General features: G+C 45.3%; 11 protein-coding genes and 3 rRNA genes. All 14 read left to right on the forward strand.

Annotated elements, in window-relative coordinates; all coding sequences use genetic code 11:
* The first annotated feature begins 215 nt into the window (after positions 1 to 215).
* Positions 216 to 1,766 (forward strand): 16S ribosomal RNA (locus tag MOJ78_RS00665).
* A gap of 279 nt (positions 1,767 to 2,045) precedes the next feature.
* Positions 2,046 to 4,982, forward strand: a 23S ribosomal RNA gene (locus tag MOJ78_RS00670).
* A gap of 135 nt (positions 4,983 to 5,117) precedes the next feature.
* Positions 5,118 to 5,233, forward strand: a 5S ribosomal RNA gene (gene rrf / locus MOJ78_RS00675).
* Together the 16S, 23S and 5S rRNA genes form the textbook arrangement of a ribosomal RNA operon.
* Positions 5,234 to 5,241: 8 nt before the next feature.
* On the forward strand, positions 5,242 to 5,403 hold the full coding sequence (locus MOJ78_RS00680; RefSeq protein ID WP_304979337.1) for a hypothetical protein: 162 nt from the start codon (positions 5,242 to 5,244) through the stop codon (positions 5,401 to 5,403).
* Between the two features lie 263 nt (positions 5,404 to 5,666).
* Positions 5,667 to 6,380 (forward strand): MgtC/SapB family protein, encoded by a 714-nt coding sequence (locus MOJ78_RS00685; RefSeq protein WP_304979338.1) that lies wholly within the window; start codon positions 5,667 to 5,669, stop codon positions 6,378 to 6,380.
* Positions 6,381 to 6,507: 127 nt separating this feature from the next.
* Entirely contained in the window at positions 6,508 to 6,972 is a 465-nt protein-coding gene (locus MOJ78_RS00690; RefSeq protein WP_304979339.1) for a CtsR family transcriptional regulator, read from the forward strand.
* 25 nt (positions 6,973 to 6,997) lie between these two features.
* Positions 6,998 to 7,525 (forward strand): protein-arginine kinase activator protein McsA, encoded by a 528-nt coding sequence (locus tag MOJ78_RS00695; protein ID WP_304979340.1) that lies wholly within the window; start codon positions 6,998 to 7,000, stop codon positions 7,523 to 7,525.
* A gap of 3 nt (positions 7,526 to 7,528) precedes the next feature.
* A complete protein-coding gene (locus tag MOJ78_RS00700; RefSeq protein WP_304979341.1) occupies positions 7,529 to 8,602 on the forward strand; it encodes a protein-arginine kinase McsB in 1,074 nt (357 codons plus the stop codon).
* 13 nt (positions 8,603 to 8,615) lie between these two features.
* Positions 8,616 to 11,051 (forward strand): ATP-dependent protease ATP-binding subunit ClpC, encoded by a 2,436-nt coding sequence (gene clpC, locus MOJ78_RS00705; RefSeq protein WP_304979342.1) that lies wholly within the window; start codon positions 8,616 to 8,618, stop codon positions 11,049 to 11,051.
* Positions 11,052 to 11,399: 348 nt separating this feature from the next.
* Positions 11,400 to 12,770, forward strand: a complete 1,371-nt coding sequence (gene radA / locus MOJ78_RS00710) for a DNA repair protein RadA (RefSeq protein ID WP_304979343.1) — start codon at positions 11,400 to 11,402, stop codon at positions 12,768 to 12,770.
* A gap of 3 nt (positions 12,771 to 12,773) precedes the next feature.
* Positions 12,774 to 13,847: a DNA integrity scanning diadenylate cyclase DisA gene (gene disA, locus MOJ78_RS00715; protein WP_304979344.1), complete on the forward strand. Its 1,074-nt coding sequence runs from the start codon at positions 12,774 to 12,776 to the stop codon at positions 13,845 to 13,847.
* A 187-nt stretch (positions 13,848 to 14,034) separates the two neighbouring features.
* A complete protein-coding gene (locus MOJ78_RS00720; RefSeq protein WP_304979345.1) occupies positions 14,035 to 15,144 on the forward strand; it encodes a PIN/TRAM domain-containing protein in 1,110 nt (369 codons plus the stop codon).
* A 72-nt stretch (positions 15,145 to 15,216) separates the two neighbouring features.
* Entirely contained in the window at positions 15,217 to 15,915 is a 699-nt protein-coding gene (gene ispD, locus MOJ78_RS00725) for a 2-C-methyl-D-erythritol 4-phosphate cytidylyltransferase (RefSeq protein WP_304979346.1), read from the forward strand.
* Positions 15,908 to 16,381: a 2-C-methyl-D-erythritol 2,4-cyclodiphosphate synthase gene (gene ispF / locus MOJ78_RS00730; RefSeq protein ID WP_304979347.1), complete on the forward strand. Its 474-nt coding sequence runs from the start codon at positions 15,908 to 15,910 to the stop codon at positions 16,379 to 16,381. Before ispD ends, ispF begins: the two co-directional genes overlap by 8 nt.
* The last annotated feature ends 21 nt before the right edge of the window (positions 16,382 to 16,402 follow it).

The following is a 16,402-nucleotide window of genomic DNA, read 5'->3' on the forward strand; positions in this document are numbered from 1 at the left end:
ATCCCTTCGATAACAAGAACACTTTTTTTGTTCACCAAGAAATGTCACAAAAAAACGTTGACATTCAATGTTGTGGATGATATAATGGAGAAGTCGCTTTAAAACAGGGTGATTATTAACAGCTCTTTGAAAACTGAACAAAAGCCAAGCGTGAAACGGGTTTTTAAATAAACCCTGATCAATTTTTAAATTAATGAGCAAATCAAACTTCAACTTTATTGGAGAGTTTGATCCTGGCTCAGGACGAACGCTGGCGGCGTGCCTAATACATGCAAGTCGAGCGAACCGACAAGGAGCTTGCTCCTTTGAGGTTAGCGGCGGACGGGTGAGTAACACGTGGGCAACCTGCCTGTAAGACTGGGATAACTCCGGGAAACCGGGGCTAATACCGGATAACTTTTCTCTCTGCATAGGGGGAAGATAAAAGATGGCTTCGGCTATCACTTACAGATGGGCCCGCGGCGCATTAGCTAGTTGGTGAGGTAAGGGCTCACCAAGGCGACGATGCGTAGCCGACCTGAGAGGGTGATCGGCCACACTGGGACTGAGACACGGCCCAGACTCCTACGGGAGGCAGCAGTAGGGAATCTTCGGCAATGGACGAAAGTCTGACCGAGCAACGCCGCGTGAGTGAGGAAGGCCTTCGGGTCGTAAAACTCTGTTGTCAGGGAAGAACAAGTACCGTTCGAACAGGGCGGTACCTTGACGGTACCTGACCAGAAAGCCACGGCTAACTACGTGCCAGCAGCCGCGGTAATACGTAGGTGGCAAGCGTTGTCCGGAATTATTGGGCGTAAAGCGCGCGCAGGCGGTCTCTTAAGTCTGATGTGAAAGCCCACGGCTCAACCGTGGAGGGTCATTGGAAACTGGGGGACTTGAGTACTGGAGAGGAGAGTGGAATTCCACGTGTAGCGGTGAAATGCGTAGATATGTGGAGGAACACCAGTGGCGAAGGCGGCTCTCTGGCCAGTAACTGACGCTGAGGCGCGAAAGCGTGGGGAGCAAACAGGATTAGATACCCTGGTAGTCCACGCCGTAAACGATGAGTGCTAGGTGTTGGGGGGTTCCACCCTCAGTGCTGACGTTAACACATTAAGCACTCCGCCTGGGGAGTACGACCGCAAGGTTGAAACTCAAAGGAATTGACGGGGGCCCGCACAAGCAGTGGAGCATGTGGTTTAATTCGAAGCAACGCGAAGAACCTTACCAGGTCTTGACATCCTTCGCTACTTCTAGAGATAGAAGGTTCCCCTTCGGGGGACGAAGTGACAGGTGGTGCATGGTTGTCGTCAGCTCGTGTCGTGAGATGTTGGGTTAAGTCCCGCAACGAGCGCAACCCTTGATCTTAGTTGCCAGCATTCAGTTGGGCACTCTAAGGTGACTGCCGGTGACAAACCGGAGGAAGGTGGGGACGACGTCAAATCATCATGCCCCTTATGACCTGGGCTACACACGTGCTACAATGGATGGTACAAAGGGCAGCAAAACCGCGAGGTTGAGCGAATCCCATAAAGCCATTCTCAGTTCGGATTGCAGGCTGCAACTCGCCTGCATGAAGCCGGAATTGCTAGTAATCGCGGATCAGCATGCCGCGGTGAATACGTTCCCGGGCCTTGTACACACCGCCCGTCACACCACGAGAGTTTGTAACACCCGAAGTCGGTGGGGTAACCTTTTGGAACCAGCCGCCGAAGGTGGGACAGATGATTGGGGTGAAGTCGTAACAAGGTAGCCGTATCGGAAGGTGCGGCTGGATCACCTCCTTTCTAAGGAGTCCTTTTAGGACATTAAGAACGTCGATTAAGTTCGTCACGTCCTGTGACAACATCGACGTCAGCCCATCCATGGGCAAGTCACGCTTTGGCTTTTGTTTAGTTTTGAAAGAGCTATTTGTTCTTTCAGAACATTCTTCATGTAAATGGAGAACTTTGTTCCTTGAAAACTAGATAACGAAAATTCTTGATAACAAGACATCGAAACTATGCGTTAATGTGATGCTTCGGCATCATGAAAACCGATACTCAGGAGCGATCGTGAGCATCATTGGTTAAGTTATGAAGGGCGCACGGTGAATGCCTTGGCACTAGGAGCCGAAGAAGGACGGGACGAACACCGATATGCCTCGGGGAGCTGTAAGTAGGCTTTGATCCGGGGATTTCCGAATGGGGGAACCCACTGTCCGTAATGGGACAGTATCCATACCTGAATACATAGGGTATGAGAAGGCAGACCTGGGGAACTGAAACATCTTAGTACCCAGAGGAAGAGAAAGCAATTGCGATTTCCTGAGTAGCGGCGAGCGAAACGGAATCAGCCCAAACCAAGAGGCTTGCCTCTTGGGGTTGTAGGACACTCTATACGGAGTCAGAAAGGAACGGCGTAGGTGAAGTGGTCTGGAAAGACCCGCCAGAGGAGGTAACAGCCCTGTAGCCAAAATGTCGCTCCCTCCAGAGTGGATCCTGAGTACGGCGGGACACGTGAAACCCCGTCGGAAGCTGGGAGGACCATCTCCCAAGGCTAAATACTCCCTAGTGACCGATAGTGAACCAGTACCGTGAGGGAAAGGTGAAAAGCACCCCGGAAGGGGAGTGAAAGAGATCCTGAAACCGTGTGCCTACAAGTAGTCGGAGCCCGTTAACGGGTGACGGCGTGCCTTTTGTAGAATGAACCGGCGAGTTACGATTACGTGCAAGGTTAAGTTGAAAAGACGGAGCCGCAGCGAAAGCGAGTCTGAACAGGGCGAATCGAGTACGTGGTCGTAGACCCGAAACCGAGTGATCTACCCATGTCCAGGGTGAAGTTCAGGTAACACTGAATGGAGGCCCGAACCCACGCACGTTGAAAAGTGCGGGGATGAGGTGTGGGTAGGGGTGAAATGCCAATCGAACTCGGAGATAGCTGGTTCTCCCCGAAATAGCTTTAGGGCTAGCCTCGTGGCTAGAGTTCTGGAGGTAGAGCACTGATTGGACTAGGGGTCCCCACAGGATTACCGAATTCAGTCAAACTCCGAATGCCAGCAACTTATCCACGGGAGTCAGACTGCGAGTGATAAGATCCGTAGTCGAAAGGGAAACAGCCCAGACCATCAGCTAAGGTCCCCAAGTATACGTTAAGTGGAAAAGGATGTGGAGTTGCCCAGACAACCAGGATGTTGGCTTAGAAGCAGCCACCATTTAAAGAGTGCGTAATAGCTCACTGGTCGAGTGACTCTGCGCCGAAAATGTACCGGGGCTAAACGTATCACCGAAGCTATGGATTGTACCGATGGTACAGTGGTAGGGGAGCGTTCAAAGGGCAGAGAAGCGAGACCGGAAGGACTCGTGGAGCGCTTTGAAGTGAGAATGCCGGTATGAGTAGCGAAAAGAGAAGTGAGAATCTTCTCCATCGAAAGCCCAAGGTTTCCTGAGGAAGGCTCGTCCGCTCAGGGTTAGTCGGGACCTAAGCCGAGGCCGAAAGGCGTAGGCGATGGCCAACAGGTTGAAATTCCTGTACCACCTCCTTTCCGTTTGAGCAACGGGGGGACGCAGGAAGGTAGGGAGAGCGCGCTTTTGGATATGCGCGTCCAAGCAGTTAGGCCGGTGGATAGGCAAATCCGTCCACCATAACGGCGGAGCTGTGATGGCGAGGGAACTAAAGTACCGAAGTCCCTGATCCTACACTGCCAAGAAAAGCCTCTAGCGAGGAAAGAGGTGCCCGTACCGCAAACCGACACAGGTAGGCGAGGAGAGAATCCTAAGATGCTCGGGAGAACTCTCGTTAAGGAACTCGGCAAAATGACCCCGTAACTTCGGGAGAAGGGGTGCTCTGATAGGGTGCAAGCCCGAGAGAGCCGCAGTGAAAAGATCCAAGCGACTGTTTAGCAAAAACACAGGTCTCTGCGAAGCCGTAAGGCGAAGTATAGGGGCTGACACCTGCCCGGTGCTGGAAGGTTAAGAGGAGGGGTTATCCCTTACGGGAGAAGCTCTGAATCGAAGCCCCAGTAAACGGCGGCCGTAACTATAACGGTCCTAAGGTAGCGAAATTCCTTGTCGGGTAAGTTCCGACCCGCACGAAAGGTGCAACGACTTGGATACTGTCTCAACGAGAGACCCGGTGAAATTATAGTACCTGTGAAGATGCAGGTTACCCGCGACAGGACGGAAAGACCCCATGGAGCTTTACTGTAGCCTGATATTGGATTTTGGTATCGTTTGTACAGGATAGGTAGGAGCCTAAGAAGCCGGACCGCCAGGTTCGGTGGAGGCGTCGGTGGGATACTACCCTGACGGTATTGAAATTCTAACCCAGGACCGTGATCCGGTTCGGAGACAGTGTCAGGTGGGCAGTTTGACTGGGGCGGTCGCCTCCTAAAGTGTAACGGAGGCGCCCAAAGGTTCCCTCAGAATGGTTGGAAATCATTCGCAGAGTGTAAAGGCACAAGGGAGCTTGACTGCGAGACCTACAAGTCGAGCAGGGACGAAAGTCGGGCTTAGTGATCCGGTGGTTCCGCATGGAAGGGCCATCGCTCAACGGATAAAAGCTACCCTGGGGATAACAGGCTTATCTCCCCCAAGAGTCCACATCGACGGGGAGGTTTGGCACCTCGATGTCGGCTCATCGCATCCTGGGGCTGAAGTAGGTCCCAAGGGTTGGGCTGTTCGCCCATTAAAGCGGTACGCGAGCTGGGTTCAGAACGTCGTGAGACAGTTCGGTCCCTATCCGTCGCGGGCGCAGGAAATTTGAGAGGAGCTGTCCTTAGTACGAGAGGACCGGGATGGACACACCGCTGGTGTACCAGTTGTTCCACCAGGAGCATAGCTGGGTAGCTACGTGTGGACGGGATAAGTGCTGAAAGCATCTAAGCATGAAGCCCCCTCAAGATGAGATTTCCCATCGCGTCAAGCGAGTAAGATCCCTCAGAGAAGATGAGGTTGATAGGTCTGGTGTGGAAGCGTGGTGACACGTGGAGCTGACAGATACTAATTGATCGAGGACTTAACCTCAAAAAATCGATGTTTGAGTCAAGAATGGACGTTATCTAGTTTTGAAGGAATGTGGGTTCCTAAACAAAGGAACTTCGACTAAAGACCACCACGTCCTGTGGTGAACATCGAAGTCAACACATCCTGTATAAGTAGTCTGGTGACGACGGCGAAGAGGTCACACCCGTTCCCATGCCGAACACGGAAGTTAAGCTCTTCAGCGCCAATGGTAATTGGGGGCTTCCCCCTGTGAGAGTAGGACGTCGCCGGGCGCAAAGGGATGAAACGAATTCAGATTCGTTTCATCCTTTTTTTGTATTGGAATAAAAAAAGTCCGCAAGGACTCAAACGCTTCATTGAGTTCGAGGGCTGGGAGGAACGAAGAGGTCAAGGAAACAAGGGAGCGACGACCGGAGCGAGTGCCGATGAGGCAGAGATCTGACGTTCATCACAGGCCGAAGGCCGAACAAGGAAGTTAAGCTCGGGCGCCAATGGTACATAAAAAGGGAACTTTGACTAAAAGCCACCACGTCCTGTGAGAGTAGGACGTAGCCAGGCACCAAAGGTGAAACAAACGTGATTTATTTCAACTTTTAAACATGTAGAAAGACAAATGTTTGAGGGTAGCCTATAATTGAATACAATAAACAATAGGATGTAGTAATGGCATCCAACCTATACTAGTAAAAATCAGGGGAGATGAAAATGGAATGGTTGCTTGAATGGTGGACCGATGATTTGGATATAATTACGATCAGACTATTGCTTGCAGCGGCTTTATGCGGGCTTGTTGGGATTGAACGTGAATTTAAAAGGCATCCAGCAGGCTTTCGGACACATTTATTAGTTGGCGTGGGTTCATGTTTAATGATGATTTTATCAATATTTGGATTCGACGATTTTTTAGCATCACATGAAAATATACAGGGATTTGACCCATCCCGTTTACCAGCTTATGTAGTAAGTGGAATTGGATTTTTAGGTGCAGGAACGATACTTGTTCACGGGGTTACAGTGAGGGGCTTGACGACAGCCGCTTCCATTTGGGTTGTTGCTGGAATAGGCCTAGTTGTTGGTATTGGAATGTATTTTGAAGCAGTCTTTACAACCCTTGTCATGATTTTGAGTCTACTGTTTTTAAATAAATTTGAAGACCTTTACTTGAGAAAGCAAAAGTACCAGCATCTGACGGTGATTGTTGAAAATAAAGAGGTTCCGTTATCAGAAGTTGTAAATGAGCTGGAAAGCTATAAGATGCCGATTCTTAGTTTGTCAGTGGATGATTACCCGAACGACGCCTCAATTTCTATGGTAAAGTACACGTTCAAAGTACATGTCACAAACGCTAAAAAGCTACCGGAGCTCTATGATAAAATTCAGGCAAACGAACATGTATATAAGGTGTTTGCGACGGACTAATTATACGTTTATCCATATGTTAAAGTGGCAATAATGTAAACGTCGAAACATTTGCAAATCCATTGCAAATGTTTATAATTATAGTCAAAGATAGTCAAAGTCAGAGCGAAGGGGGGGATTTGATGGGATGAGGAACATTTCAGATATAATTGAGGCGCATTTGAAGGAAGTCATTACAAAAAGTCGTAAAAAAGAAATAGAGATTAAAAGAAGTGAAATTGCAGAACAATTTCAATGCGTCCCCTCGCAAATCAACTATGTCATAAACACAAGATTCACGATTGAAAAGGGTTTTGTTGTGGAAAGTAAAAGGGGAGGGGGAGGATACATTCGGATTATAAAGGTCGAACTAGATAACACTACGATGCTTTTGGATCAGGTGATAATGTTGATTAAATCAAGAATCACCCAGTCAGCAAGTGAAAATATCATCTATCGACTACTTGAAGAAGAAATCCTTAACGTCAGAGAAGCACGACTGATGCGTAGTGTAATTGATCGTTCAACCATCAATGTTGCCTTACCTTATCGTGATGAACTTCGTGCAAATCTACTTAAGGCTATGATACAAAGTTTAAAGTATAAAGTTTGACAAATTGAGGGGAGTGTATGGCATCATGCATTGTCAGGAATGCCAACAGAGACCGGCAACATTGCACTTCACGAAAATCATAAATGGTGAAAAAAACGAGTTTCATATTTGTGAACAATGTGCCAAGGAAAAAGGAGATTTTATTCCTGGTTCTAATTCGTTTTCCATTCATAATCTACTATCCGGGTTACTTAATTTTGAACAGCCAATAGGGGGAACTTCATCCGCACCACGGGAACAACAGCAAAAGCAATGTCCAAAGTGTGGATTGACTTATCACCAGTTTACTAAGATTGGTCGATTCGGATGTGCTCAATGTTATGAAACATTTGGAACGAAGCTGACGCCTATTTTCAAACGGATTCATGGTGGAAATACGACTCATTCCGGAAAGATTCCTAAACGAGTTGGGAGCGATATGCTCGAAAGAAAGAAAATCGATCAGCTTAAGCAGCACCTTCAACAATTGATTGTTCAAGAAGAGTTTGAAGAAGCAGCAAAAGTCCGGGATGAAATACGGTCTTATGAAAAACGTTTGGACGGGGGGCGTTAACAGGTGTCTCTGGAACGGTTTATTAACGAAGCCATCAGCCCCTGGATGAAAAAGGAAGGACCAGATTCAGATATTGTTCTGAGCAGTCGAATTCGATTAGCCCGAAACCTAAAAGGAGATGTTTTTCCGCTGGTAGCAACGGATGAACAGTCCAAAGTAGTCAGCGAGCAAATCCGCAAACATTTTGAGGATCAATCATATGGTAATATAGGAAATCTATCTTATATCGATATTAATGAATTAAAATCGATTGAGAAAAGAGTACTTGTTGAAAAGCATTTGATTAGCCCTAACCTTGCTGAAGAACCAAAACAGTCTGGTGTATTGATGAGCGAAGATGAGTCAGTCAGCATTATGATCAACGAAGAGGACCATATTCGAATTCAATGTTTATTTCCAGGGTTTCAATTAAGCGAAACCCTTCAACTGGCGAGCGGTCTCGATGACTGGATTGAGCAGAAGCTGGAATATGCCTTTGATGAGCAACGAGGGTATTTGACAAGCTGTCCTACAAATGTAGGTACAGGTATGCGGGCATCCGTAATGATGCATTTGCCAGCACTTGTCTTGACTCAAAAAATGCAAAGAATCATACCAGCAATCAATCAATTGGGTCTTGTCGTACGAGGGATTTATGGTGAGGGTAGTGAAGCGCACGGGAATATCTTTCAAATCTCCAACCAGATGACCTTAGGAAAATCAGAGGAAGATATTGTAGAAGATTTAAGAGGTGTCGTGCTTCAGCTTATTGAGCAGGAAAAATCGGCGAGAAAGAACCTTCTTGAATCCTCGAAGCTTCAATTAGAAGATCGGGTTTACCGTTCACTAGGTACCCTTGCGAACAGTCGTATCATACAATCTAAAGAGGCAACAAAATGTTTATCGGATGTTAGGCTCGGCATTGATTTGAAGTTGATTGAAGGTATATCCAAAACAATTTTGAATGAATTGATGATCTTGACTCAGCCGGGATTTTTACAGCAGTATGCAAGGCAAACGTTATCTCCCGATGAGCGTGATATTCGCCGTGCAACGTTAATTCGTGAACGGCTGAAATTAGAAAAGAACAACGAATAGGAAGGTGATCAGGATGATGTTTGGACGATTTACAGAACGGGCTCAAAAGGTACTCGCCCTTGCCCAGGAAGAAGCAATCCGCCTTGGACATAATAACGTAGGGACAGAGCATATATTGCTTGGTCTTGTCCGTGAAGGTGAAGGAATTGCAGCTAAAGCTCTGTCTGTTTTAGGATTAAGTCCGGAAAAAATTCAAAAAGAAGTTGAGTCCCTTATTGGAAAAGGCCAGGAATCCGTTCAAACCATTCATTATACGCCAAGAGCGAAGAAGGTTATCGAGCTATCAATGGATGAGGCAAGAAAACTGGGTCACTCATACGTAGGAACTGAGCATATTTTACTCGGGCTGATCCGTGAAGGCGAAGGCGTGGCAGCAAGAGTGTTAAATAATCTAGGTGTCAGCTTGAACAAAGCACGACAGCAAGTCCTTCAGCTGTTAGGAAGTAACGAATCCTCTTCATCCGCGCATGGAGGGTCATCAGCTACTGCGAACACACCGACCTTAGACAGTCTTGCTAGAGATTTAACAGTAATAGCACGTGAAGATAGCCTTGACCCCGTTATCGGCAGAAGTAAAGAGATTCAACGTGTGATTGAAGTCCTAAGCAGACGTACGAAAAACAATCCAGTTCTAATCGGGGAACCAGGCGTTGGGAAAACAGCGATTGCAGAGGGTCTGGCTCAACAGATCATTAATAATGAAGTACCTGAAACACTACGGGATAAAAGGGTTATGACGCTTGATATGGGTACAGTTGTAGCTGGAACGAAATACCGCGGTGAATTTGAGGACCGTTTAAAAAAGGTGATGGATGAAATTCGTCAGGCTGGTAACATCATCCTCTTTATCGATGAACTTCACACATTGATTGGCGCTGGTGGAGCGGAAGGTGCGATTGATGCTTCGAATATATTGAAACCAGCGCTTGCACGTGGTGAGTTACAGTGTATTGGGGCGACGACACTCGATGAATATCGTAAATATATTGAAAAGGATGCAGCACTAGAGCGACGATTCCAACCGATTCGTGTAAACGAACCGACGAAGGATGAATCCAAACAAATTTTACAAGGATTACGTGACCGCTATGAGGCCCATCATCGTGTAACGATTACAGATGACGCAATTAATGAAGCGGTAAAATTATCTGATCGTTATATTTCGGACCGCTACCTTCCAGACAAGGCAATTGACCTGATCGATGAAGCTGCTTCAAAGGTTCGTCTGCGATCTTATACGGCACCTCCGAATTTAAAAGAACTTGAACAGAAGCTCGAAAGTGTCCGTAAAGAAAAGGACGCTGCGGTTCAAAGCCAGGAATTTGAAAAGGCGGCATCGTTGCGAGACTCTGAACAAAAGCTTCGTGAAGAACTCGAATCAACAAAAAACATATGGAAAGAAAAGCAGGGTCAAGAAAATACAGAAGTAACGCCAGAAGATATAGCACTCGTTGTTGCGAACTGGACTGGAATTCCGGTATCCAAATTAAAACAAGAAGAGACTGAACGACTGTTGAAGATGGAATCCATTCTTCATGACCGGTTAATCGGTCAGGAAGAAGCGGTAAAAGCCATTTCGAAAGCGATTCGCCGTGCACGTGCCGGACTTAAGGATCCGAAGCGACCGATTGGCTCGTTTATCTTCCTCGGCCCGACCGGTGTTGGTAAAACCGAACTTGCTAGAGCTCTTGCTGAGGCATTGTTTGGAGATGATGATTCAATAATCCGTATCGATATGTCTGAATACATGGAAAAGCATACGACAAGTCGTCTAGTCGGTTCACCTCCAGGGTATGTTGGTCACGAGGAAGGCGGGCAATTAACCGAAAAGGTACGTCGAAACCCGTATTCTGTCATTTTACTTGATGAGATTGAAAAGGCGCACCCTGAAGTGTTCAACATATTGCTGCAGGTCCTTGAGGATGGTCGATTGACCGATTCAAAAGGACGTACGGTCGACTTCCGTAATACGGTAGTCATCATGACGTCGAATGTTGGTGCTAGCACCTTAAAGCGCAACAAGCATATGGGCTTTACTGCACAATCTGAAAATCAGGAATATGAAAGTATGAAAATTAAAGTGATGGATGAATTGAAAAAGGCATTCCGACCAGAGTTCTTAAACCGGATTGATGAAACGATTGTCTTCCACTCACTTGAAAAGGCACACCTAAAACAAATAATCGGCTTAATGGCCAACCAGCTTCAAAAGCGGCTTTCAGAACAAGGCATCGATATCAAGCTAACCGATGCTGCCCTTGATAAGATTGCTGAAGAAGGCTACGATCCCGACTATGGCGCACGTCCATTACGTCGTGCACTCCAAAGACGAGTCGAAGACCGTCTTTCAGAAGAGCTCCTTAGTGGTAACATTTCAAAAGGACAGACGGTTAAGATCGATGTTAAGGACAACGATTTTACCGTAAACTTGGTTGGGGCTGGGAAATAGATACAACAAGAGGGGGACTCAGGTAGTCCACCCTCTTTTTACTGCACATTAGGGCGGCCGCATTGAAGGTCCTTAGTCAACCTTAAATCTAACCTTGGTCGTAAGAAAAGTTTTCTTTGAACATTTTCATAAAAATCAGCTGTTTGCCAATATGGATTCAACTTATGAATACAATAGTTTTAGGAGGCTTTATGTAAATAACCTGTAACCGGAAATACGTTATTCCGATACTGATTTGTCGACTTATTTAACGGCATTTAATGGGAGTTCCTGAAGGGTTTTGTGTTATGATTGCAGTAACAATAGAGACGATCGTAACGGACACCGTTCAGGAAATGAGGAGAAGGAATGGCAAAACGAAAAACAACCTTTTTATGCCAGGATTGCGGGTACGATTCGCCAAAGTGGATGGGGAAATGCCCAGGCTGTAGCAAGTGGAATACGATGGTGGAGGAAGTCATCCAACAGGAAAAAGGACATCGACGTTCTTTCAACACGGGTGGCACTAGTCAAAAACCAGAACCAATTACAAAAATTAAAAGTGAAAAAGAGCCACGAATAGATACGAAAATAAGTGAGCTTAATCGTGTGCTTGGTGGTGGAGTTGTTCCTGGGTCGCTCGTTCTTGTCGGTGGGGACCCTGGTATCGGGAAATCGACACTTCTGCTTCAAGCATCCGCCAAGCTTGCTGGGAACGCACATACAGTACTTTATATATCCGGTGAGGAATCAATTAAACAAACGAAGCTCAGAGCTCAACGGCTCGAAATCAATGACGATAACTTGTATGTTCATGCTGAAACAGATATGGACCTGATTGAAAAAGCAATTGAAGATGTAAAACCGAGCTTATTGATCATTGACTCTATTCAAACTGTATATCGTTCTGAAGTTACATCTGCTCCAGGAAGTGTTTCACAGGTCCGGGAATGTACCTCTCATTTTATGAGAATCTCGAAGACAAAAGGAATTGCGACATTTATTGTTGGACACGTTACTAAAGAAGGATCGATCGCAGGCCCACGTTTGTTAGAGCATATGGTTGATGCAGTCCTTTATTTTGAAGGGGAGCGCCATCATACATATCGCATTTTGCGGGCAGTCAAAAATAGGTTCGGGTCGACAAATGAAATTGGTGTATTTGAAATGAAAGAAGAAGGATTAGATGAGGTGCAAAACCCGTCCGAGGTATTCCTTGAGGAGCGTTCGAATGGAGCAGCTGGGTCAGCCATTGTCGCATCAATCGAAGGCACGAGACCGGTACTTGTTGAGATTCAAGCTCTTGTTTCACCAACAAGCTTTGGGAATCCGAGACGTATGGGGAAAGGTATCGATCATAACCGTGTTTCGTTACTGATGGCCGTACTTGAAAAACGTGTTGGGTTATTGTTGCAAAACCAAGATGCATACGTAAATGTGGCTGGTGGTGTAAGGCTGGATGAACCAGCGATTGATTTAGCGATTGCCGTTAGTATCGCATCCAGTTTTCGCGATCGACCATCGCAGCCTACCGATGTTTTTATTGGTGAAATTGGACTAACTGGAGAAGTAAGACGGGTTTCACGAGTGGAACAAAGGGTACATGAAGTAGCAAAGCTTGGATTTAAGCGTGTCATTCTTCCAGAAAAAAACTTGGGAGGATGGACGGTGCCAAGTGGAATTGAAGTTGTAGGCGTAGCGACTGTTGAAGATACGCTTCGTCAAGGCTTGGGAGGATAATGTATGGACGTTGCGATGAAAGAACTGATCGTTAGTAAAATGCTGCAATTCATTGCTCCTGGTACACCTCTGCGGGATGGAGTCGACAATGTACTTCGCGCAAAGACAGGTGGATTGATTGTTGTTGGTTTTAATGAAAAGGTACAAAAACTCGTTGATGGCGGATTTTCGATTAATTGCAGGTTTTCACCGGCATATTTGTATGAACTTGCAAAAATGGATGGTGCAATTATTTTAAGCGATGAAGGCAATCGGATTTTATACGCCAATACACAGCTGATTCCAGATACATCGATTCCGTCAAAAGAAACCGGAATTCGACACCGAACAGCTGAACGGGTGGCAAAACAAACGGGGAATCTTGTAATCTCGATTTCGCAGAGAAGGAATGTCATTACGTTATATCAAGGAAACATACGGTATTCATTGCAGGATATCGGCGTCATATTGACGAAAGCAAACCAAGCACTGCAAACGCTGGAAAAATATAAGTCGGTACTTGATCAGAGTCTCACCGATCTGGGTGCCCTTGAGTTTGAAGAGTTAGTAACTTTTCAGGAGGTTTCTCAGGTGATTCATCGAATTGAAATGGTACTGCGGATTCGCAATGAGATCGTTAAGTACGTCAATGAGCTCGGATCTGAGGGACGCTTGATCAGTATGCAAATGGAGGAACTGGTATCCAATATCGAGGATGAGGCAGCTCTTATCGTGAAAGATTATTCCAAGGATCCAAAGGTTGACCCGCTCCGGATGATGCATGAACTTAAAAAACTGACCAGTGAAGAACTCTTAGAGGAAAATGCGATTGTAAGGCTACTTGGTTATATCCCTTCTGCAAATATTTATGAAGAAACGATCAAACCGAGGGGTTACCGCATATTAAATAAGATTCCAAGACTGCCATCCCTCATCGTTGAAAATCTTATTCAACATTTTACCCACCTTCAAAATACATTAAAGGCTTCGATTGAAGAATTGGATGATGTAGAAGGGATCGGGGAAATCCGTGCTCGTAAAATTAAAGAGGGGTTGAAAAGGATCCAGGAGCAGCTGTTTTTAGACCGCCACATATAGGTGGTTAAAAAATTCAACGAAATAATTAACGGCGAATTTCTTCGTTACTTGAAGTGACAATTTGTTAACGATATGGTGACAAGAGTGAAAAATACTGTATTTTGCTTGTTATTTTATGTAAAATTAACAACAAAGAGGTTTCAAAATTTTTGAACTGTCTATAATGAAAAGAAGGAGGTGAACAATCTTGTTAAAGCGAATTGTTCAATTATTTTTTATTGTCATTGGTGGAATGCTCGGTTATTTGTATGTACCCGAACTTATTCGTTTATTAAATAATTTGATTCATATTGGGGATCTGCCAGAGTTTGTAACTTCACCATATATTGGGATCGTAATCGGTGCAGGACTTTTCTTTTTAAGTACGTTTTGGTTAGCGGATTATATTGTAGGTTTTATTCAGTGGATTGAAGAATCTTTAATGAAAGTTCCTGTAGCAGATGTGTTGTTCGGCTCGGTGGGATTGATTTTTGGCCTGATTGTAGCTTATTTGACGATGTTTGCATTAAACAGTATAGATCTTAACGTCGTTGTTTACGTAATTGCGTTTTTTGTAACGGCACTACTAGGCTATATCGGATTTCGATTCGGGTTTAAAAAGCGTGAAGAGCTTGTCAATTTGTTCACATCAGCAAGACTTGCCAATAAGGATAAAAAGAAAGAATCAGAAGGGGAAGAGAAGCGAGAGGGAATCTTGAAAATCCTTGATACGAGTGTCATAATTGATGGTAGAATTGCAGATGTTTGTCAAACAGGATTTTTAGAAGGTCCAATCGTTATCCCACAATTCGTACTTGAGGAGCTTCAGCATATTGCAGATTCTTCAGATGTGCTGAAACGTAATCGTGGTCGACGCGGTCTTGATATTTTAAACAGAATTCAAAAAGAGCTTTCTATAAAGGTTGAAATTTATGAAGGTGACTTTGAAGATGTACAAGAGGTGGACAGCAAACTTGTAAAGCTTGGGAAATTGGTTTCCGGCATGGTCGTAACGAATGATTACAACCTGAACAAAGTTTGTGAGTTTCAAGGTGTCCCAGTCTTGAATATCAACGATCTTGCGAATGCGGTCAAACCAGTGGTTCTTCCAGGTGAAGAGTTGAATGTACAGGTGATCAAGGACGGGAAGGAACAGAACCAGGGAGTTGGTTACCTGGATGATGGTACGATGATCGTCGTTGAAGATGGGCGTAATTATATCGGAAAAACGATAGATGTTCTTGTGACGAGTGTTCTGCAAACATCTGCGGGTCGAATGATTTTTGCAAAGCCAAAGCTATTGGAGAAGGCTCTGTAAATATTGGGAAATGAGGCGCAGGAACTCAACGCGAATCGTTTGCCAAATATGCCACAAAGGTAGATGAATACTGTGGAATACTTTGTTGTTATACCTGCAGCTGGACGGGGAAAACGAATGAAGGCGGAACGAAACAAGCAATTTTTACTGCTTAACCGGGTACCGCTGATCGTTCGAACACTACAGGTGTTTGAACAGGATGATTGGTGTAAAGGAATAATCGTTGTCGGTAATCGGAATGAAGTAAATGAACTTCGGCAATTGTTTTCTGAGCATAAGCTGTCAAAAGTTATTGATATTGTACCTGGTGGAAAAGAACGGCAAAACAGCGTTTACGAAGGGTTAAAAGCAATAAAAGGTTCATCTTTAGCGCTCATCCATGATGGTGCACGACCATTTGTGTCAATAGAATCCATTCGCGAGCTCGTCGTTCAGGCTGACCAAAGCGGGGCGGCTGTTCTTGCTGTACCAATCAAAGATACAATAAAACAAATCAATAATCATAAGGTTGTGAAGACCGTTGATCGAAACAGCTTGTGGGCCGTGCAAACCCCACAAGCTTTTCATCTTCATAATATTTTACAAGCCCATGAAACCGCTGAAAAATCAGGCTATATCGGTACAGATGATGCGAGCTTGATTGAGTATTCAGGAGGACAAGTATCGATTGTTGAAGGTAGCTATTTGAACATCAAATTGACGACACCAGAGGATATGGTGTTTGCAAATGCAATCATTCACGAGAAGGAGGGGCAGGATAAGGATGTTTAGAATTGGACAAGGGTTTGATGTACATCAGTTGGTGGAAGGGAGACCACTGATCATTGGAGGAGTCGAGATCCCGAATGAAAAAGGTCTGTTAGGCCACTCGGATGCAGATGTGCTGCTGCATGTTATAACGGATGCTGTACTTGGCGCTATCGGAGAAGGAGACTTGGGCAAACATTTTCCGGATACAAGCGCTGATTTTAAAGGTATCGATTCTAAAATCCTGCTTGAACAGGCTTTTCAGCTTGCAAAGCGTAAAGGATTCATGCTTGGGAACGTTGATGCTACGATTATTGCACAACAGCCTAAAATGGCCCCGTACATTGACGAGATGAGAATCGTGATTGCTAAGCTTCTGGATGCGAATATGGATCAGGTGAATGTCAAAGCGACAACATCTGAAAAGCTCGGATTTACCGGCAGGGGAGAGGGCATTGCTGCTCAGGCTGTTATTTTATTGGAAAAGTGAAAATTTATTTGAACCCATGCT

The sequence above is a fragment of the Alkalihalobacillus sp. AL-G genome, from assembly GCF_030643805.1.
Taxonomy (GTDB): domain Bacteria; phylum Bacillota; class Bacilli; order Bacillales; family Fictibacillaceae; genus Pseudalkalibacillus.

Coding starts and splice junctions, on each gene's coding strand:
- MOJ78_RS00680 (WP_304979337.1), top strand. CDS start 5,242: ATGAAACGAATTCAGATTCGTTTCATCCTTTTTTTGTATTGGAATAAA.
- MOJ78_RS00685 (WP_304979338.1), top strand. CDS start 5,667: ATGGAATGGTTGCTTGAATGGTGGACCGATGATTTGGATATAATTACG.
- MOJ78_RS00690 (WP_304979339.1), top strand. CDS start 6,508: ATGAGGAACATTTCAGATATAATTGAGGCGCATTTGAAGGAAGTCATT.
- MOJ78_RS00695 (WP_304979340.1), top strand. CDS start 6,998: ATGCATTGTCAGGAATGCCAACAGAGACCGGCAACATTGCACTTCACG.
- clpC (WP_304979342.1), top strand. CDS start 8,616: ATGATGTTTGGACGATTTACAGAACGGGCTCAAAAGGTACTCGCCCTT.
- radA (WP_304979343.1), top strand. CDS start 11,400: ATGGCAAAACGAAAAACAACCTTTTTATGCCAGGATTGCGGGTACGAT.
- disA (WP_304979344.1), top strand. CDS start 12,774: ATGGACGTTGCGATGAAAGAACTGATCGTTAGTAAAATGCTGCAATTC.
- ispF (WP_304979347.1), top strand. CDS start 15,908: ATGTTTAGAATTGGACAAGGGTTTGATGTACATCAGTTGGTGGAAGGG.